Annotated in this window: 17 protein-coding genes; 13 read left to right on the top strand and 4 right to left on the bottom strand. The window is 72.7% G+C overall.

Going from position 1 to position 18,444, the window contains the following annotated elements; genetic code table 11:
* The first annotated feature begins 79 nt into the window (after nt 1–79).
* Nucleotides 80–919: a GT-D fold domain-containing glycosyltransferase gene (locus IF12_RS0106320; RefSeq protein ID WP_030155839.1), complete on the top strand. Its 840-nt coding sequence runs from the start codon at nt 80–82 to the stop codon at nt 917–919.
* Here the strand turns inward: IF12_RS0106320 and IF12_RS0106315 are convergent.
* Entirely contained in the window at nt 906–1,721 is an 816-nt protein-coding gene (locus IF12_RS0106315) for a hypothetical protein (RefSeq protein WP_035748430.1), read from the bottom strand. The genes IF12_RS0106320 and IF12_RS0106315 overlap by 14 nt on opposite strands.
* A 96-nt stretch (nt 1,722–1,817) precedes the next feature.
* Between IF12_RS0106315 and IF12_RS0106310 the strand changes: the two genes are divergently transcribed.
* The 4 genes from IF12_RS0106310 to IF12_RS0106295 all read left to right on the top strand — a co-directional run bounded on the left by IF12_RS0106310 (nt 1,818) and on the right by IF12_RS0106295 (nt 6,233).
* The gene (locus IF12_RS0106310) at nt 1,818–2,606 is read left to right on the top strand and encodes a sugar phosphate isomerase/epimerase (protein ID WP_030155835.1); all 789 of its coding nucleotides are present in this window, start codon (nt 1,818–1,820) and stop codon (nt 2,604–2,606) included.
* 158 nt (nt 2,607–2,764) lie between these two features.
* Nucleotides 2,765–3,868, top strand: a complete 1,104-nt coding sequence (locus IF12_RS0106305) for a DegT/DnrJ/EryC1/StrS aminotransferase family protein (RefSeq protein ID WP_051704036.1) — start codon at nt 2,765–2,767, stop codon at nt 3,866–3,868.
* Entirely contained in the window at nt 3,865–4,875 is a 1,011-nt protein-coding gene (locus IF12_RS0106300; RefSeq protein ID WP_030155831.1) for a Gfo/Idh/MocA family protein, read from the top strand. Before IF12_RS0106305 ends, IF12_RS0106300 begins: the two co-directional genes overlap by 4 nt.
* A 74-nt stretch (nt 4,876–4,949) precedes the next feature.
* Nucleotides 4,950–6,233: a nucleotide sugar dehydrogenase gene (locus IF12_RS0106295; protein WP_030155828.1), complete on the top strand. Its 1,284-nt coding sequence runs from the start codon at nt 4,950–4,952 to the stop codon at nt 6,231–6,233.
* Between the two features lie 77 nt (nt 6,234–6,310).
* On the opposite strand, the gene IF12_RS0106290 is transcribed toward IF12_RS0106295, so the two are convergent.
* Genes IF12_RS0106290 through IF12_RS0106280 form a run of 3 tightly spaced genes read right to left on the bottom strand, consistent with a single transcriptional unit; the run spans nt 6,311 to nt 9,677 of the window.
* A complete protein-coding gene (locus IF12_RS0106290) occupies nt 6,311–7,921 on the bottom strand; it encodes a glycosyltransferase family 4 protein (protein WP_197034619.1) in 1,611 nt (536 codons plus the stop codon).
* Complete coding sequence (gene wecB, locus IF12_RS0106285; RefSeq protein WP_081913275.1) at nt 7,918–9,090, bottom strand: non-hydrolyzing UDP-N-acetylglucosamine 2-epimerase; 1,173 nt, start codon at nt 9,088–9,090, stop codon at nt 7,918–7,920. The genes IF12_RS0106290 and wecB overlap by 4 nt, the downstream gene beginning before the upstream one ends.
* Nucleotides 9,087–9,677 (bottom strand): acyltransferase, encoded by a 591-nt coding sequence (locus tag IF12_RS0106280; RefSeq protein WP_030155822.1) that lies wholly within the window; start codon nt 9,675–9,677, stop codon nt 9,087–9,089. The genes wecB and IF12_RS0106280 overlap by 4 nt, the downstream gene beginning before the upstream one ends.
* Before the next feature lie 213 nt (nt 9,678–9,890).
* Between IF12_RS0106280 and IF12_RS0106275 the strand changes: the two genes are divergently transcribed.
* The 8 genes from IF12_RS0106275 (at nt 9,891) to IF12_RS0106240 (ending at nt 18,313) form a co-directional block, all read left to right on the top strand.
* A complete protein-coding gene (locus IF12_RS0106275; RefSeq protein ID WP_030155819.1) occupies nt 9,891–11,399 on the top strand; it encodes a glycosyltransferase family 4 protein in 1,509 nt (502 codons plus the stop codon).
* Nucleotides 11,396–12,607: a glycosyltransferase gene (locus IF12_RS0106270; protein WP_081913273.1), complete on the top strand. Its 1,212-nt coding sequence runs from the start codon at nt 11,396–11,398 to the stop codon at nt 12,605–12,607. Before IF12_RS0106275 ends, IF12_RS0106270 begins: the two co-directional genes overlap by 4 nt.
* Complete coding sequence (locus IF12_RS0106265; RefSeq protein ID WP_030155815.1) at nt 12,604–13,143, top strand: hypothetical protein; 540 nt, start codon at nt 12,604–12,606, stop codon at nt 13,141–13,143. The genes IF12_RS0106270 and IF12_RS0106265 overlap by 4 nt, the downstream gene beginning before the upstream one ends.
* Complete coding sequence (locus IF12_RS0106260) at nt 13,133–14,455, top strand: glycosyltransferase (protein WP_030155812.1); 1,323 nt, start codon at nt 13,133–13,135, stop codon at nt 14,453–14,455. Before IF12_RS0106265 ends, IF12_RS0106260 begins: the two co-directional genes overlap by 11 nt.
* Nucleotides 14,452–14,982, top strand: coding sequence for a hypothetical protein (locus IF12_RS0106255; protein WP_030155810.1), 531 nt, complete (start codon nt 14,452–14,454; stop codon nt 14,980–14,982). Before IF12_RS0106260 ends, IF12_RS0106255 begins: the two co-directional genes overlap by 4 nt.
* A 144-nt stretch (nt 14,983–15,126) precedes the next feature.
* Nucleotides 15,127–16,047, top strand: coding sequence for a proline dehydrogenase family protein (locus IF12_RS0106250; RefSeq protein ID WP_030155808.1), 921 nt, complete (start codon nt 15,127–15,129; stop codon nt 16,045–16,047).
* Nucleotides 16,048–16,174: 127 nt separating this feature from the next.
* Entirely contained in the window at nt 16,175–17,911 is a 1,737-nt protein-coding gene (locus IF12_RS0106245) for a hypothetical protein (protein ID WP_156036813.1), read from the top strand.
* Between the two features lie 198 nt (nt 17,912–18,109).
* A complete protein-coding gene (locus tag IF12_RS0106240) occupies nt 18,110–18,313 on the top strand; it encodes a helix-turn-helix domain-containing protein (RefSeq protein ID WP_030155806.1) in 204 nt (67 codons plus the stop codon).
* Nucleotides 18,314–18,444: the final 131 nt, after the last annotated feature.

Here is an 18,444-nt window from a genome sequence, read left to right as displayed (position 1 = left end):
TTCGTACCTTGCGAACCGCGTTCGCAAAGGGAGCGCGAAGACGCAGCTGCTCCGGGAGATCCGGGGGGAGCTGTCGCGTATGCGCGCGTCGAACGCCGCGATGGAGGGCCAGCTCAAGAGCGTCAACCGGCACCTCGCGCGGACCCGGCAGGTCGAGGAGGTCATCCGCTTCTCCCTGTCGGAGCGGGTGCTCCACGAGGTGACCCGGTTCTCCGAGGACCGGGTGCTCGACTTCGAGACCACGCTCCAGCGCATCGCGAAGGAGCGCATGAGCTTCGCGCGCTTCGGCGACGGCGAGCTGCGGCTGATGCTGAACCCGGACTACAACCTCAACTTCCAGGCCGGTTCGGCACCGCTGCGGCGCGACCTGCGTTCGGTCCTGACCTATGAGGGCTACGACCAGGGCCGGCTCCTGGTCGGCTTCCCGTTCCTGTTCCGCAGCCCGCACTGGCAGAAGGTGTGGAGCGACTCGTGGCCCCGCCTGCGCGAGATCTTGCCCGGGGACGTGGAGTACGGCGTCGCGCACGTCTCGCGTCCGATCTTCTTCGGCCAGGTCGGTCTCGCCGGGGTGGACCTGTGGCGGGACGTGTGGGAGGGCCAGCGCGTGTGCGTGGTCACCGGGCGCGGCTCGCGCTTCGCGATGGTCGACGAGCTGTTCGACAACGTCGTCTCGGTCGACTTCCTGCACTCGGCGCCGAAGAACGCCTACGACGACCTGGAGCGGGTGCTGGAGGAGGCGGTGGCGGCGCGGGGCGTGGACCTCTTCCTGGTCTCGCTGGGTCCGGCCGGGACGGTGCTCGCGGCCGAACTGTCGCGGCGCGGGCTGTGGGCGATCGACATCGGGCACCTCTCGGCGAGCTACGAGCAGGCGTTCAAGGGCGCCGGCGAGCCGGAGGACCGCCCGGTCAGCCAGGAATGACCCGCCGCACGGGCATCGGGATCGGGGTGGCGGCGGTCGCCGGGTGGGGGGCGACCATGCCGCGCTCGTCGCGTTCGGCGCACAGGTCGGCGAGCCGCTCGTAGGCGGCGGCGCCGAGCAGTTCGGTCAGTTCGACCGCGTACGAGAGGTAGACCGGTTCGGCGGCGGTGTGCGCGAGCGGGGAGCCGGTGCACCACCAGTCGAAGTCGTGGCCGCCGGGGCCCCATGAGGGCCGGTCGAACTCGGTGATGAGGGTGACCGACACGTCGGTGCCGTCGGCGCGGTGCTCGGTCTTGAAGTCGCGCTTGACCGGCAGTTGCCAGCACACTTCGGGCTTGTACTCCATGGGGTGGACGCCGTCGCGCATGGCCTGCTGGTGGAGGGCGCAGCCCGATCCGGTGGGGAAGCCCTCGCGGTTGTGGAAGACGCACGCGCCGTCGACGACGGCGGTCTTCTTGGCCGGCTCCTCCTCGCCCTCGTCGTTCTCGAGGGTGTCGTCGACGATGGTGTCCTTCCACTTGCGGTGGAGCTGCCAGGTCTCGGGGGTGAGCTTCTTGACGATCTGTTTAGTGCGGCGGATGTCGTCCTCGTCGGTGTAGAACGCCCCGTGCAGGCAGCACCCGTCGGCGGGCCGCTCGGCGTCGATGCCGGGGCAGCCGCCCTCGTCGGGGTGCTTGCCGAAGATGCATCCCCAGCGGGAGAGCAGCCAGGTCAGGTCGGCGCGGACCATCGTGTCAGGGTCTTCGGGATCGAGGAACTCCACCCACTCGCGGTCGAATCCCGCGGCCACCTCGTCGGTCATCGGTCAACCGTACCCGCAGCCCCCGCCCGGGCAGGTGAGGCGGCGCGCGCGGCGAACGCTGCGGGGCCCGCGCCGGGGCGGCGTACCCTTGTCCCCGTGACCCAGTCCGTCCCGGTTCTGCTGTCGACCACCTCCGTCTACCCGGAGCCCACCGCCGTGGGCTTCGAGCTCGCCGCCGAGCTCGGCTACGACGGGGTCGAGCTCATGGTCTTCACCGACCGCGTCTCGCAGGACCCGTCGGCCGCCGCGAGCCTCGCGAAGCACTACGGCGTCAAGATCGGCGCCGTCCACGCCCCGTGCCTGCTGGTGACCCAGCGGGTGTGGAGCGCCGACCCCTGGACGCGCCTGCGCCGCTCGGTCCAGGCCGCCGAGTATCTCGACTCGCCGACGGTGGTGATCCACCCGCCGTTCTCGTGGCAGCGCGACTACGCCGCGAAGTTCTCCACGGTGCTGGCGGGGCTGCGCTCCCGGTACCCGTCGGTGACGATCGCGGTCGAGAACATGTTCCCGCTCAAGCTCGGCAAGCGCAACCTGGTGCCGTACCGCCCGCACTGGGACCCGACGCGCCACGGCTACGACGCCTACACGCTCGACCTGTCGCATTGCGCGGCCTCGGGCGCGAACGCGCTCGACATGGCCGAGCGGATGGGCGAGGGCCTGCGGCACATCCACCTGTGCGACGGCACCGCTCCGGGCGCCGACCAGCACCTGGTGCCCGGGCGCGGCACGCAGCCGTGCGCCGAGCTCCTCTCCAACCTCGCCGCCGCCGACTGGAGCGGCTCGATCACGTTGGAAGTGTCGACGCGTAAGAGCGGCAACCGTACCCGCCGCTCCGAGGACCTCCACGAGTCCCTGAAGTTCGCAAGGGACGCCTTCCCCGCCTGAACCGCCTCCGTCCTCAAGGGAATTGAACGTTCGTCGTGCCCGGAACTCGCGGGCACGCAGTCCTCTCCTGGCGTTCGCGAGGTGTTCACTCCTGATTCGGTCGTCATTCCCGACTCGTCGTTAGCGTGAGGTCCCGACTGACCGATTCGGGGAGACGCATGCCAGACGACAAGCGCGACGACGCACCGCCGGCGATTCCGGCGGCCAGGCCGCACCTGGGCGAAGCGGAGATCGCGGCGGCCGTCGCGGTGCTCCGCAGCGGGATGGTCGTGCAGGGGCCCGAGGTCGCGGCCTTCGAGGAGGAGTTCACGAAGGTCTCCGGCACCGCGCACTGCGTCGCGGTGAACTCGGGGACCTCGGCCCTCCAGCTCGCCCTCCTCGCCATGGGCATCGGCCCCGGCGACGAGGTCATCGTGCCCTCGTTCTCCTTCGCCGCCAGCGCGAACGCGGTCCGCCTCGTCGGCGCCGACCCGGTCTTCGCCGACATCGAGCCCGGCTCGTTCTGCGTCGACCCCGACGCGGTCGCCGCGCTCGTCGGCCCCCGCACCGCCGCGGTCATGCCCGTCCACCTCTACGGCCATCCCGCCGACATGGACCGGATCGGCGCCCTCGCCGAGCGCCACTCCCTGGCGGTCCTGGAGGACGCCTGCCAGGCGCACGGCGCGCAGCTCGCCGGGCGTCCCGTCGGCTCCTTCGGCGCCGCGGGCGCCTTCAGCTTCTACCCGACGAAGAACATGCACGCCCTCGAAGGCGGCATGGTCACCACCGACGACCCGCAGCTCGCCCGGACCCTGCGCCTGCTGCGCAACCAGGGCATGGAGCAGCGCTACGCCAACGAGATCGTCGGCGCGAACATGCGGTTGACCGATGTGGCCGCCGCGATCGGCCGCGTCCAGCTCGGCCGCCTCGACGAGTGGACCGAGGCCCGCCGCGCCAACGCCGCCCGCCTCGACGCGGGGATCGACGCAGTCACCGTCCCGCCGGTCGCCCCCGAGGCCCGCCACGTCTACCACCAGTACACCGTTCGCGTTCCCGCCCAGCGCGACCGCGCGCTGGAGCGCCTGCGCGAGGCCGGGGTCGGCGCGGCCGTCTACTACCCGACGCCGATCCACCGCCTCACCCCCTACGCCCACAGCGGCGCCGAACTGCCCGAGACCGACCGCGCGGCGGCGGAGGTCCTCTCGCTGCCCGTCCACCCGTCGCTGTCCGCGGGCGACCTCGACCGCATCGTTGATGCCGTGAACGCTTTGGAGCCCAAGTGAGCCAGACCGCGCTGCGCGCCGGACTCGTCGGCCTGGGCGCCATGGGCCGCAACCACGCCCGGGTCCTCGACGCCCTCGAAGGGGTCGACCTGGTCGCCGTCGCCGACCCGCTCGCCGACGCGAGCGCGATCCCCACCGGGGTCCGCCTCGTCGAGACGGCCGAGCAGCTCATCGACCTTGGCATCGACTACGCCGTCGTCGCCTGCCCCACCGCCTATCACGAAGGCGTGGGCCTCGCCCTCGCCGAGGCGGGGGTGCACGCGCTCATCGAGAAGCCGCTCGCGCACACGCTCGAAGCCTCCGAGCGCCTCGCGAAGGCCTTCGAGGCCAAGGGACTGGTGGCCGGGGTCGGCCACATCGAGCGGTTCAACCCGGCGATCATGAGCCTGCGCGAGCGGCTCGAAGCCGGCGAGCTGGGGGAGATCCTCCAGCTCGTCACCCGCCGCCAGGGGCCCTTCCCGGGCCGCATCGCCGACGTCGGGGTCGTCAAGGACCTCGCCACGCACGACATCGACCTGACGGGTTTCGTGACCGGCCAGTCGTACCGGTCGGTCACCGCGCGGACGGTCTCGCGCTCGGGCCGCCCCCACGAGGACATGCTCTCGGCGATCGGGCAGCTCTCCGGCGGGGCCATCGCGAACCACTCGGTGAACTGGCTGAGCCCGTTCAAGGAGCGCACCGCCGTCGTCACCGGCGACCGCGGCTGCTTCGTCGCCGACACGCTCACCGCCGACCTCACCTTCTACGCCAACGGCGTCGAGGACACCGAGTGGGAGGCCCTGTCGAACTTCCGCGGCGTGTCCGAAGGGGACATGGTCCGCTTCGCCCTCCGCAAGCGCGAGCCGCTGCGCGTCGAGCACGAGCACTTCAGGGACGCGGTCCTCGGCAAGGGCGGGGTCATCGTGGACCTGCGCCAGGGCGCGGCCACCGTCGCCGTCTCCGAGATGATGCTCCGATCGGCGCTCACCGGCGAGACCGTCGCCCTGGACGGGGCCGGCACCCGCTGAGCGCCCGAAGGCCTCGCCTCCCAACGCCATCCGGCATCCGAGCCGGCCGAGACTGTAGGACTGGAAGTACGGGTATGGACATCTGCGTGGTCGCGCTGGGCAAGATCGGGCTGCCGCTGGCGGTCCAGTTCGCCTCCAAGGGGCACCGCGTCGTCGGCGCCGACGTGAACGAACGCGTCGTCGCGGCTGTCAACGACGGGCTCGAGCCCTTCCCCGGCGAGCACCGCCTCGCCGAACTGCTCAAGGAGACCGTCGCCGCCGGGAACCTCAAGGCCACCACCGACACCGCCGCGGCCGTCGCCGAGGCCGACGCGGTCGTGGTCGTCGTGCCGCTGTTCGTCGACGCCGAGGGCGTCCCGGACTTCGGCTGGATGGACGCGGCCACCGAGGCGATCGCCAAGGGCCTCAAGCCGGGCACGCTCGTCTCGTACGAGACGACCCTCCCGGTCGGCACCACCCGCGAGCGCTGGGCGCCGATGCTCGAAGCCGGCTCCGGCCTCACCGCCGGCGAGGACTTCCACCTCGTCTTCAGCCCCGAACGGGTCCTCACCGGCCGCGTCTTCGCCGACCTGCGCCGCTATCCGAAGCTCGTCGGCGGCATCGACGCGGCCTCCGCCGCTGCCGGGGTCGCCTTCTACGAGGCGGTGCTCGACTTCGACGAGCGCGCGGACCTGCCGCGCCCCAACGGCGTGTGGGACCTCGGCTCGGCCGAGGCCTCCGAGATGGCCAAGCTCGCCGAGACCACCTACCGGGACGTCAACATCGGCCTCGCGAACCAGTTCGCGCGCTTCGCCGATCGGCGGGGCCTCGATGTCGTGAAGGTCATCGAGGCCTGCAACTCCCAGCCCTACAGCCACATCCACCGGCCCGGCATCGCCGTCGGCGGCCACTGCATCCCGATCTACCCGCAGATGTACCTGTGGAACGACCCCGAGGCCACCGTGGTCCGCTCGGCGCGGGCCGCGAACGCCGCGATGCCCGCCTACGCCGCCGACGTGCTCGCCGCCGCCTACGGCGACCTCGCGGGCGCGAACGTGCTCGTGCTCGGCGCGGCCTACCGCGGCGGCGTCAAGGAGACCGCCTTCTCCGGGGTCTTCCCGCTCGTGGAGTCCCTGCGCGCCAAGGGCGCCGTGCCGTACGTGAGCGACCCGATGTACACCGACGCCGAAATCGAGGCCGAGGGCCTCGTTCCCCACCGCGGCGAGACGGTCACGGCCGCGGTGGTCCAGGCCGACCACGACGAGTACCGCACCCTGAGCCCGGCCGACCTCCCCGAGGTCGCCGTGCTCCTCGACGGGCGCCGCGTCACCGACCCGGCCGCCTGGGAGGGCCGCCGCCACCTCGTGCTGGGCGGCTGAGTTCAGGCGGCTGAGCCGCAACTGCTGAGCCGCAACGGAAAGCGCCCCGGGCCGCGGCCCGGGGCGCTTTCGTCTCGCTATCGTCGCGAGTGGACCCTCCGGTACACCCCGTCGAGCACTTCGGCCTGGCGCTCCCAGGTCCACGCGGTCAGATCGGCCGCGCCCTCGTAGGCCCTGCGGTACCGCTCGGGATCGGCGAGCACCCGCTGCGCGGCGCGCACGAAGTCGGCGGTGTCCTCGGCGGTGAAGACCTCGCCCTGCCCGGTGGCCCGCACGGCCTCGCTCATCGCCTTGACGTCGCTGACGACGATCGGCAGCCGCGCGTGCGAGTACTCGAAGAACTTCGTGATGAGCGCGATCTCGTGGTTGGGCCAGTGGTGGATCGGGATGACGCCGAGGTCGGCCTCCGAGAGGTGCTCGACCACCTGGAAGTACTCGACGTACGGCAGGAAGTGGAGCCGGTCGTACACGCCGATCTCCTTGCCGAGGGCCTTCAGCTCCGTCGAGTACCGGCCCTCGGGGTTGCCGACCACGAAGGCGCAGTGGACGTCCGGCAGCGACGGGAGCGCCTCGATCATGGTGGCGAGGCCGCGCTGCGGGGCGTCGCCGCCGCTGTAGACCATGAGCGGGACCTCGGGTCCGATGCCGCAGCGCCCGCGCAGGCTCGGCACGCCCGCGGGCCGCTCCGGCTCGCCGGCCGCCGGGGCCCACAGCCGCTCGCCGGTCTTGGCGGCGAACAGCATGAGCTCCCGGTCGCGGTCGATCGCCGCGCCGTCGACGGCCATGGGGGCGTTGAGGACCACGGCCGGGTCCTCCTTCAGCCCGAAGTCGCGGCGCAGCAGGTCGCCCAGTGCGGCCGAAACGGTCACGACCGCGTCGGCGTACGGCGCGAACTCCCGCTCGTGCGCCATCTGCGCGGGCCTCCAGCGCGGGTGGGCGTTCCACGGCGTGATGCCCGGCAGGTACTCGTGGGCGTCCCACACGAGCTTCACCTGCCGGCCCCTCGCCAGGGCGCGGAGCTTCGCCCGCGCGCCGACGCCGAGCATCGAGAAGTCGTTGGCGTGGATCACGTCGGGGTCGAACTGGTCGATCGCGTGGCCGAGGGCCAGCTCGTAGCGCCAGAGCCCCGGTTCGAGCCGCCGCCAGGCCCGGTCGCCCATGACCGCCTGCCAGAACCCGGTGGTGAAGCGGTCGAGCGGCGAGGTCATCGCCTTGCGCCGCTCCCGCAGCGCGTCGGTGCGGCGGCACCGCAGCTCGACCCACCGGGACCAGAGCTTGAACCGGACCCGCTTGGCCTGCAAGGAGGCCCACGCGAACGCGCGCGGCACCGGCGCGAGACCGGAGCCGAGCGCGGCGTACTCGGCCTTCGCCGCGCCGACCTCGGCGCGCTGCGCGCGCAGGTACAGCCGCTTCCACGCGGCGGTGACGCCCGGCGGGTAGGCGAGCGGCTCGCGCAGCCGGGCGCGCCGGAAGTCGTGGGGCCGCCGGTTCAGGTTGGTCGGCATCGGCCGCAGCTCCACCCGGGCCTTCCCGATGGTGCCCTCGTAGAGGCTCGTGTCGGGGGACATGCCGAACAGGGTCACGTCCCAGCCGAGTTCGGCGATCGAACGCGCCTGCTTCTGTACCCGGGAGTCGCCCTTGACATTGTTGTGGACCAACATGGCGATCCTCGGCCGCGGTTCGTTCACGCCTGGTTCTCCTTGGCTAGCAGTGGGGTCCGGAGGCCTTGCGGCGCAAGGCGACCGGACCGGTGATGCGGGAGTGCGCCTCCCGTGCCGAGGTGCTCGGCGAGGACCTCGACGACCGCGGCCCCGGCCCGGCCGCGGCCGTAGGGCCGAGCGGTCGGCGCGGACGGGGCCGGTCGTGCGGCGAGGGCGTGCCATTCGCCGGCCGGGAGCCGGTCGGGGTGGGGTACGAGGGCGTTCCAGCCGTCTTCGAGGGTCTCGACCCATTCGGTCTCGGTGCGCAGCGTCGTGCACGGCCGCTCCAGGAGGTACGCCTCCTTTTGCAGCCCACCCGAATCGGTCACGACGCCGCTGGAGGCCAGCACCGCCGCGACGAGCTCGGAGTACGGCAGCGGTGCACAAGGGACGATCGCGCCGCGTTCGATCGCGATCCCGTGCGCCGCGGCCTTGGCCCGCAGTCGCGGGTGGACGGCGAGCAGCACGGGCACCGGCAGCGCGGCGAGGCTCTGGAGGAGCGCGGCGAGCCGTTCGGGGTCGTCGGTGTTCTCGGCCCGATGGAGCGTCGCCACCAGGAACGGGGCCCCCGGGTCGATCCCCTCCGGCAGCGCCGGTCGCTCCTCCCGCGCCAGCACGGCGTCGCGGGTCGCGAAGCACACGTCGGTCATGACGTCCCCGACGAGCACGGCCCGATCGCCGAGACCTTCGGTCTCCAAGTGCCGCACGGCCGTCGCGGTCGGTGCCAGCAGCAGGTCCGCGCAGTGGTCGGTGAGGACCCGGTTGTGCTCCTCGGGCATCCGCCGGTTGAACGAGCGCAGCCCCGCCTCCAGGTGCGCGACCTTCAAATGCAGTTTGACGGCCGCGAGCGCTCCGGCGATCGTGGAGTTCGTGTCGCCGTAGACGAGCACCCAGTCCGGCCGCTCGCGTTCGAGGACCGGGTCGATCGCGGCGAGCATCGCGCCGGTCTGCTCCCCGTGCCCGCCCGAGCCGACGCCGAGGTGGAAGTCCGGCCAGGGGATCGCGAACTCGGTGAAGAAGACCTCCGACAGGGCCGGGTCGTAGTGCTGTCCCGTGTGGAGCACCAGGTGCTCGTGCCCGGTGCCCTTGAACGCCTTGGCGACCGCGCCGAGCTTCACCAGCTGCGGCCGCGCTCCGACGATGCTGAGGACCTTCACGCCTCCTCCAGTCGCCCTTCGCGCTCGATGAAGACCGCGCCCTCGACCGGGCACTCCCAGCGCCCGTCGCCGAGGTCCTTCAGCCGCTCGCCGGAGCGCCCGACCCACCCGGTCCGCTTCGCCGGGACGCCCATGACGAGCGCGTGGTCGGGCACGTCGCGGGTGACGACCGCCCCGGCCGCGACCATGGCCCACCGCCCGATCCGCAAGGGCGCCACGCAGACCGCGCGGGCCCCGATCGAGGCCCCTTCGGCGATGTCGACGCCGACGGCCTCCCAGTCGGCGGCGCCCTTGCGCTCGCCCTCGGGGGTGACCGCGCGCGGGTTGCGGTCGTTGGTGAGCACCGCGGCCGGGCCGATGAACACGCCGTCGGCCAGCCGGGCCGGCTCGTAGACGAGCGCGTAGTTCTGGATCTTCACCCTGTCGCCGATCTGGACGCCGGTGCCGATGTAGACCCCGCGGCCGACGACGCAGTCGGCGCCCAAACGGGCGCCCTCGCGGATCTGAGCGAGCTCCCAGACGCCGGTGCCGGGGCCGATCTCGGCACTGCCGTGCACTTGCGCGGATTCCTGGACCCTGTGTCCCATTCCCAGCCTTCGCGTGAGTCGAGTGAGTGGTGCGCCAGCGATTATACGAGTCGGAAAGAATGGTGAATACGCGGCAATATGAAGCGAACGAAAACTGAATCCACTGTTCACACGGTGCGAAATTTAGGGAAACACCAGTTGAACGAGACCATTGCGTACGATGTGGTCCGTGAAGTACCCCGGCGGTGGACCACCGCGACAATCGGAGGAACGATGAACGCCAGACCACGGCGGATGGTGATGCTGGTGCAGAACGGCGTGGTCGGCGACTCGCGTGTCCAGAAGGAGGCCGAGGCGGCGGCCGCTGCCGGTTGGGAGGTGTTCCTCCTCGGCCGCTCCCGCGGCGGCGCCGAGGAGTGGGAGCTCGGCGGCGCGCACGTCCGGCTCGTCCCGGCCAAGCGCGTGTTCGAGGTCCGCCGCCACGAGGTCCGCCGCTCCTGGCTCCGCTCGCCCCTGGCGTACCCGCCCGGACCCCTGAAGTCCTACCGGCGCACGCAGATCCGCGCCCGCGGCGCGGACCTGGAGACCGCCCGGGCCGCCCGCGCCTTCGCGGGCCGCGGCGAGGCGGGACTCCTGCCGCGCCGGGCCGCGCTCGCGCTCGCGCGCCGCTGGGTCGACCTGCGCGTGCGCGCCACCGACCGCTTGAGCGCCAAGCGCGCCGACGCCTCCGGGCTCCCCGAGCGGGCCGCCAAGGCCTTCTGGCTCCGCGTCCTCGGCGACCGCGCCTGGCGGCGGCTCGACCCGGCCCTGTGGGACCTCGAACTCGCCTTCGGCCCGGTCGTCGACGAGCTCGCACCGGACCTCATCCACGCCAACGACTTCCAGATGCTCGGCGTCGGCGCCCGCGCGAAGCTCCGCGCCGCCGCGTCCGGCCGCGACGTCAAGCTCGTGTGGGACGTCCACGAGTTCCTGCCCGGGATGCACCCGTGGAAGCGCCACCCGTGGTGGCACCCCGCCCAGTCGGGCCACGAGCGGGAGTTCGCCCCCTACGCCGACGCGGTCGTCACCGTCTCGGACACCATGGCGCGCCTGGTGAAGGAGCGCCACGGCCTCGCCGAGACCCCCGCGGTGGTCATGAACGTCCCCGACGCCGCCGAGGCCGAGACCCCCGCGCCGGGCCTGCGCGAGCGCTGCGGCGTCGACGCGGCCGCGCCGCTCATCGTCTACAGCGGCGCGCCCCTCGAACAGCGCGGCCTGCACATCATGGTCGAGGCGCTGCCGCGCCTGCCCGAGGTCCACGCCGCGTTCGTCGTCTCCAAACCGCACTGGAAGTACGTGCGCGGCCTGGAGGAGCGCGCCCGCGAACTCGGCGTCGACAAGCGCGTGCACGTGCTCTCCTATGTGCCGCACCGACAGGTGGTCCCGTTCGTCGCCGAGGCCGACGCAGGGATCATCCCGCTCCACCACTGGGGCAACCACGAGATCTCCCTCATCACGAAGTTCTTCGAGTACTCGCACGCGCGGCTGCCGATCGTCGTCAGCGACGTCGAGACCATGTCGGACCTGGTGCGCCGCACCGGCCAAGGCGAGGTGTTCGAAGCCGAGGACCTCGACGGCTTCACCGCCGCGGTCGAGCGCGTCCTCGCCGATCCGGCCCGCTACAGGGCGGCCTACGAGGACCGTGTGCCCCTCGCGGACTGGACCTGGCCGAGCCAGGCCCGGCGCCTCACCGAGGTCTACGAGGGACTCGTCGGCGCCCCGAGGCACCGGGACGCCGCGTGAGCCCGGGCCGCCGCGTCGCCGTCGTCACCCCCTGGTACCCCGAACCGCAGGTGCCCTTCGGCGGCTCCTTCGTGCGCGCCATGGTCGAGGCGGTCGCCCCCGGCTGCGACCGCCTGGACGTCTACCACCTGAACATCTGGACCGTGCTGCGCCCGGCAGAGCGCCGCCGGCGCATCTGGCGCGCCCAGCGGCGGCTCCTGCCCCGCTCGGTGCCGGCATCGGCGACCGTCGCCGGGGCGGCGCTCCACCGCATCCCGGTCCTCGCCCCGCCCACCGAGGACTGGCGCGCCAAGTCCGACGCCTTCGCCGAATGGCTCGCCGTCGCACTCGGCGGCGAGCGGATCGAGGCGCCGATCGTGCACGCCCACGTGCCCTTCACCGCCGGCTGGGCCGCCCTCGAACACGCCGCGCCCGGCGCGAGGGTCTACGCGACCGAGCACGCCTCGTTCCTCGCCGAGGTCCTCGCGCAGCCGCGCGCCCGCGACCGCTACGACGCGGTCCTCGACCGCCTCGACGGCTACTTCGTGGTCGGCGAGCCCCTCCGCGACCTCGTCGCCGCCGCCTTCCCCCACCACGCCGAGAAGATCCGATTCATCGCGAACCCCGTCGACTTCCGCGCCAGCCCCGCCGGGGTCCCGCGGGACCTGCGCCGCTGGCTCTCGGTCGCCACGCTCACCGAACGCAAGCGCATCGACCACCTCCTGCGCGGCTTCGCCCTGTGCCGCAACGAGGACCCCGACCTGACGCTCACGCTCGTCGGCGACGGCAAGGAGCGCCCGGCCCTCGAAGCCCTCGCGGCCGAACTCGGCGTCGCCGCCGCGGTGGACTTCCGCGGCGCGGTCGAACCCGACGCGGTCGCCGCGATCATGGCCGACCACGACCTGCTCGTCCACACCAGCCGCCACGAGACCTTCGGCATGGTCGTCGTGGAGGCCGTCGCCGCCGGGCTCCCGGTCCTGGTCACCCGCAGCGGCGGCCCCGAGCACGCCCTCGAAGGGATTGAGGCCGCCTGCGGGGCGTTCATCGAGGTCGACGACGACCCGGCGGTCCTCGCCGAGGGCTACGCCGACCTGCGCGGGCGCTTTCCTTCCGGGCTCGACCTCGCCCGCGCCCGCACCCGCCTCGCGGCCCGCTACGGCCACGAGGCGGTCGCGCGCCAGCACTTCGCGGCCTGGGACGCCCCCGCGCCCGAGGCGGTGCGGCCGTGAAGATCCTCTACGCCGCGCCCGTCGCCAAGCGCTACCGCGCGATCGAGTCCGAGACCCGCCGGGCCGCCGCGGACGGCCACGAGGTCCACCTCGCCGCCGCCCGCAGGCCCCACTGGGACGAGCACCCGCTCGACGCCCGCGTCACCGCCCACTGGCTCCACCCCGCCGGCCGCCGCGCCCCGGAGTCGGCGCTCGCGACCGCCCTGCTGTACCGGCTCCCGCGCGGCCTCCTGCGCCGCCTCGGTCGCGGTCCGCTCGCCGGGCCCGCCGCCGGGGCGCTGCGAGCGTGGAACCGCCGGGTCACCGGCCCGCTCGACCGCCGCCGCAAGCGCCGCACCGCCGAGGTCCACTTCGCCTACCGCCGCGCCGCGGTCCTGGCCCTGATCGAGGAGCACCGCTACGACTGGCTCGTCCTGAGCGAGCCGGGCGCGATCGACCTGCTCGCCGACGACCTGCCCGCGCTCCTGGACCGGCGCCCGGAACTGCGCACCACCTACACCTACGAGGACTTCGCCGAGGCCCGCGATGCCCGCTGACCGCCCCCGCCTGCTCTACCTCGCGTTCTACTTCCCGCCCTCGCGCGCCTCCGGCGTCTACCGGGCCCGCGCCACGGCCGAGCACTTCGCCGAGGACGGCTGGGACGTCACCGTCATGCGAGCCCCCGACCGCTTCTACCGCGAGGTCACCGGCTCCACCGACGAGGCCCTCGCCGACGCCGTCCGCCCCGAGATCACCCAGCTCGCCCCCGACATGGACTTCTTCCCCTGGGAGACCGACCTCGCCCGCTACGGGCGCTTCCGCGGCAACGCCCCCCGCGCGGCCCGGCGCCTCCACGAGTGGAAGCAGCGGCGGATCTTCCCCGAGCAGTACCACTCGTGGGCGCGCCGCAGCGTCATCGAGGCCCGCGGCCTCCACCGCCGCCGGCCCTTCGACCTCGTGCTCGCCACCGGCAACCCGTTCGCCTCCTTCGCCGCGGCCTGGGCCCTCTCCCGCATCACCGGCGTGCCGTACGTCGTGGACTACCGCGACTCCTGGACGCTCGACCTGTTCGCCAACGCCGAGGCCTTCCCGCCCGGGCACCCGGCCTGGAAGTGGGAGCGGCGCGTCATGGCCCGCGCGAGCGCCGCCGTGTTCGTCAACGACGCCCTCCGCGACTGGCACGCCGGCCGCTACCCGGGCACCGCCGACCGCATGATGGTGGTCCCCAACGGCTGGGACTCCGACGTCCTCGACCCCGCGGCCACCGACGGCGCCCCCGGCGGCCCCCTCTCCTACGCCTACGTCGGCACCCTCACCGCGAACCAGCCGGTGCGCGAGATGATCGACGGCTTCCGCGCCATGACCGGCCGCGGCGACCACGCGGGCGCGACCTTGGACCTGTACGGGCACCTCGGCTTCTTCGCGCACAGCCCCGAGAAGCTCCGCGCCGACCTCGGCCTCGAACTGGGCGGCGAGGGCGACGTGCGCTACCGCGGCCCGGTCTCCAAGACCGCCCTCGGCGGCGTGTACGCCGACAGCGACGTCCTGGTCTTCCTCGCCGGCGGCTCCAAATACGTCACCTCGGGGAAGATCTTCGAGTACATGGCCGTCGGCAAGCCCATCGTCTCGGTGCACGAACCCGGCAGCGCCGCCGAGGCGATGCTCCGCCGCTATCCGCTGTGGTTTCGCCCCGAGAGCCTCGACGCCGACCACCTCGCCCGCGCCATGGCCGAGGCCGGCGACGCGGCCGTGCGCGCCGACCCCCGGATCCGCGGGGCCGCACGCGAGTACGGCGCGGCCTTCACCCGCGACAAGGCCCTGGCCCCGCTTTTGGAGCGCGCCCGCGCGATCGCCGGGGGCCGCCGATGAGCCGCAGTGTCGTCGTGGTCGTCTTCTCCGGCGGCCCGGTCGGGCGCGTCAACCGCTTCATCGAGTCCGCCGCCGCCGAAGGCGTGGCCGTCACCGTCCTCACCGCCGAAGGCGGCCAGGCTTGGACGCGCGCCGAGGCGCTCCACCCCGCCGCCCGGTCCGTGTCGATCGGCCCCGGCGAGAACCGCCGTCCCTTCGTGCGGCTGAGTCTCGCGCTCGAACGCGGCCCCGGAGCGCTCCTGCGCCGCGCGGGAGCGCGCCTCCCGGGCGCGCCGGGCAAGGCCCTCGGCAAGGCCGCCTCCGCGCACGCCAAGGCCGCCCGCCTCTGCCGCAGGCGCCTGTTCTGGCCCGTCTACCGGGTCTTCCGCGGCCGGGCGCTGCGCCGCCTCGCCCTGCGCCGCGTCGGCGACCTCGGGCTCGACCGCGCCGAGCGGGTCGTCATCGTCGACGACGCGGCCGTCCCCTTCGGATGGACGCTCGCCCGCCGCCGCCCCGACCTCGAGGTGACCCGCCGCCTGCCCGCCTGAACCCGCCGCATCACCGAGTCCGATCCCGCCGCCGCCTTGGAAGGCGAGCATTGCTCGGTGAATCGGGCTTGGTTTCGAATGCCTCATGCCATCTGTTATCCCACCGTGACCTGATCGCCGGAAGCGGGCGGCTACGCTGCAACCATGCTGCGTTCTGTCATTCTCGCCGCCGCACGGTCATCGAAGATCGAGCGCCTGGTCGGCACCGCTCCGGTCTCCCGCTCGCTCGTCCGCCGCTACGTCGCCGGCGAGACCACCGCCGAAGCGGTCGCCACGACCCGGGCCCTGGCCGCCGACGGACTGCTCGCCAGCCTCGACTACCTCGGGGAGGACACGGTCGTCGTCGAGCAGGCCGACGCCACCCGCGACGAGTACCGGCGCCTCCTCGCCGCGCTGGACGAGGCCGGCCTCGCCGCCTCCGCCGAGATCAGCGTCAAGCTCTCGGCCCTCGGCCAGCGCATCGACGCCGAACTCGCCTACGACCGCGCCCGCGACATCTGCGAGGCCGCCGCCGACGCCGGGACCACGGTCACCGTCGACATGGAGGACCACACGGTCACCGACTCGACCCTGGAGATCGTCCAGCGCCTGCGCGAGGAGTTCGACGACACCGGCGCGGTCCTCCAGGCCTACCTGCGCCGCACCGAGGACGACTGCAAGTCCCAGGCCGTCCCCAAATCGCGCATCCGCCTGTGCAAGGGTGCCTACAAGGAGCCCGAGACCGTCGCCTACCAGCGCAGCCTCGACGTCGACCGCTCCTACGTGCGCTGCATCAACGCCCTCATGGCCGGCGAGGGCTACCCGATGCTCGCCACGCACGACCCGCGCCTCATCGAGATCGGCATCGACCGCGCCCGCTGGTACGACCGCGACAAGGACTCCTTCGAGTTCCAGATGCTCTACGGCATCCGCCCCGCCGAGCAGCTCCGCCTCGCCGGCGAGGGCTACCGCGTCCGCGTCTACGTGCCCTACGGCGACCAGTGGTACGGCTACCTCATGCGCCGCATGGCCGAGCGCCCCGCGAACCTCGCCGTCTTCGCCCGCTCCCTGTGGACCAAGTCCTAGCGCTGTGAGACGGCCGCGGGCTCCCCGCGGCCGTTTCCGTGAGCCCCCTCTCGCGGGGGCGGACCTCCAGCGCACAAGCACCGCTCGCGTCTCGCGCAGGTAGCGATCGGCGACTACAGTTGCGAGCGTGACTCAAGCCCCCGAGGACTTCACCCCGGACACTCCCGAGCACGGCCGCCCCGGCGAATCCGGGCCCGGACCGCTCGGTCCGGCTCCTCACGTGCCCGGCCAGCGCCCCGCCTCCGACACCCCCCACGGCGCCTCCCCGGGACCGGTGCTGCCGCAGGCCGGCGACGGGGCCCTCCCGTACGCGTCCGCGGCCCCGCCGCTCCCCGAGCCGACCGCCCCGCCCTCGGCGATGCCGGTCGACATGGCCCCGCCCGGCTCCATGCCCCCCGGCGCCCCTCACGGGCCCGGCCACCCCGCCGCGATGCCGCCCGGGGTCCCTCACGGAACCGTCCCGCCCGGCCCGATCCCGCTCAGCGCCATGCCCCCCTGGCCCGGCGGCCCCGCCCCGATCTACGCGCCGCGGCCCGAGCCCAAGCGCTCGCGCATCGGCACGGTCCTGGTCGTCATCCTCCTGGTCGGCGCCTCCGTCTTCGGCGGCGCGCTCGCCAACGGCTGGCGCCCCGGCCCCCTGTCCGCCGACACCGGCGACCTCGAAGGCCTCGCCGTCCAGCCCGGCGAGGGCACCGTCCCCAGCCCCGGCCCGGACGCCGACCAGTCGGAGATCCTCGCCTACCTCAAGGACCAGGCCCAGCTCGTCCTCGACGCCCAGGCCGAGTCGCTGCTCAACGGCAGCCTCGAAGGCTGGCTCGCCGCCTTCGACCCGACCTTGCACGACCAGATGACCCGCCGGTACGAGTCGCTCACGTCCATGCAGGTCTCCCGCTTCGACTACAAGATCGCCTCGGGCCCGCTGGAGGACGCCTCGGGCGCGGTCCCGCTGTACGACGTCGCCGTCGCCGTCTCCTACTGCTTCGTGGAGCCGGCCGACGTCTGCAAGGCCGCCGACATCGTCTTCGACACGCGTTGGCGCGCCGGCGACAACGGCATGGTCATGATCGAGGTGTCCGACTCCGAGTTCGGCGAGGGCCCGCACCCGTGGGAGGTCACCGACCTGGTCGCGGCCGTCGGCGACCGCACCGTCACGGCCGTGCCGGTCTCGATGGCCGACCGCTTGGACGAGGCGCTGGCGATCTCGGAGGCCGCCGCGGTGAACGCGGACGAGTGGGCCTACTGGGAGCGGCCGGACCGGTACGTCATCTACATCGCCAGCGACGAGGAGTTCGACACCTGGTTCGGCGGGATGTGGGACTCCGAGGACGTGCTCGGGTTCGCCCTGCCGCTGTCGGGCACGGTGGACGGTTCGCGCCAGCCCTCGACGTACGCCACGGTCATGGGCGTGGACCGGACCGGCTGGGGCGCGGGCCTCACGAGCGTGATCCGGCACGAGCTGGGGCACGCGGTGACGCTGTGGGCCGCGCCGTCGGAGCGCTACGCCGACGACACCTGGTGGATGGTCGAGGGGATCGCCGAGTACATCGACCACGGCGACAAGGACCTCGCCGACTACGACCGGATGTGGGACGTGCGCGACTACGTGGCCAAGGGCGGCTGCGAGAGCGACATCCTCCCGCCCGACCAGGACGACGACACGCTCGCGGGCTCGGGCAAGTACGGCTGCGGGTTCCTCGCGGTCCACTACGTCATCGACACCTACGGGGTCGACGAGTTCGCCGAGTTCTTCGGATCGACCGCGCGCGAGGGCACGCGGGCGTCCGATGCGGCCGAGGCCGTCTACGGGAAGAGCTACGCGGCGCTGATGGAGGAGATTACGGCCTTCATTGCCCAGACCGTGTGAGATCGGGTGTTGCCGGGTGGCCCGGACTGCCGTAACATGAGCAACATCCCAATCGAAATACATCAACGTCACGCTTCGTGACGACCGACTTGTTTCGGTTCATATGGGCATTCGCGTCCACCGCACCTCTAATACATCACACAACCCCACGTCCTTGCAGCAGTGCTCGCAACAGCCCTCGACAGAACGGTGAGACACATGAGCGAACCCGGGGACCTCCTCGACGAGGTCAAGTTCTTGACGGTGACGGAGGTGGCCGAGTTGATGCGCGTCTCGAAGATGACGGTGTACCGGCTCGTCCACAACGGTGAGATCGCGGCGGTGCGGGTGGGGCGCTCCTTCCGCGTCCCCGAGAGCGCGGTCAAGACCTACCTCTCCGAAGCGCTCCAGACCGACGACTGACCCCTGGATCCGACAGGTCCCGCCACGCGCGAGCTGTGACGGGGCCTGCGGTCCGACTCGCCCGGCGCGGGGGCTGCGGGGGGTGCGGGTTAGGCTGGTCGGACTCGAATCATCGTCTAGTGAACATCTGT

Source organism: Glycomyces sp. NRRL B-16210, from assembly GCF_000719515.1.
GTDB lineage: Bacteria > Actinomycetota > Actinomycetes > Mycobacteriales > Micromonosporaceae > Glycomyces.
The sequence above is the reverse complement of the archived record's forward strand: the minus strand, read 5'-3'. Positions and strand labels throughout refer to the sequence as shown.

What these genes read in the sequence shown, in the direction of transcription:
- IF12_RS0106320 (WP_030155839.1), top strand. Translation starts at nt 80, where the DNA reads ATGCGCGCGTCGAACGCCGCGATGGAGGGCCAGCTCAAGAGCGTCAAC.
- IF12_RS0106250 (WP_030155808.1), top strand. Translation starts at nt 15,127, where the DNA reads ATGCTGCGTTCTGTCATTCTCGCCGCCGCACGGTCATCGAAGATCGAG.
- IF12_RS0106280 (WP_030155822.1), bottom strand. Translation starts at nt 9,677, where the DNA reads ATGGGACACAGGGTCCAGGAATCCGCGCAAGTGCACGGCAGTGCCGAG.
- IF12_RS0106295 (WP_030155828.1), top strand. Translation starts at nt 4,950, where the DNA reads ATGGACATCTGCGTGGTCGCGCTGGGCAAGATCGGGCTGCCGCTGGCG.
- IF12_RS0106240 (WP_030155806.1), top strand. Translation starts at nt 18,110, where the DNA reads ATGAGCGAACCCGGGGACCTCCTCGACGAGGTCAAGTTCTTGACGGTG.
- IF12_RS0106305 (WP_051704036.1), top strand. Translation starts at nt 2,765, where the DNA reads ATGCCAGACGACAAGCGCGACGACGCACCGCCGGCGATTCCGGCGGCC.
- IF12_RS0106275 (WP_030155819.1), top strand. Translation starts at nt 9,891, where the DNA reads ATGAACGCCAGACCACGGCGGATGGTGATGCTGGTGCAGAACGGCGTG.
- IF12_RS0106260 (WP_030155812.1), top strand. Translation starts at nt 13,133, where the DNA reads ATGCCCGCTGACCGCCCCCGCCTGCTCTACCTCGCGTTCTACTTCCCG.
- IF12_RS0106255 (WP_030155810.1), top strand. Translation starts at nt 14,452, where the DNA reads ATGAGCCGCAGTGTCGTCGTGGTCGTCTTCTCCGGCGGCCCGGTCGGG.
- IF12_RS0106315 (WP_035748430.1), bottom strand. Translation starts at nt 1,721, where the DNA reads ATGACCGACGAGGTGGCCGCGGGATTCGACCGCGAGTGGGTGGAGTTC.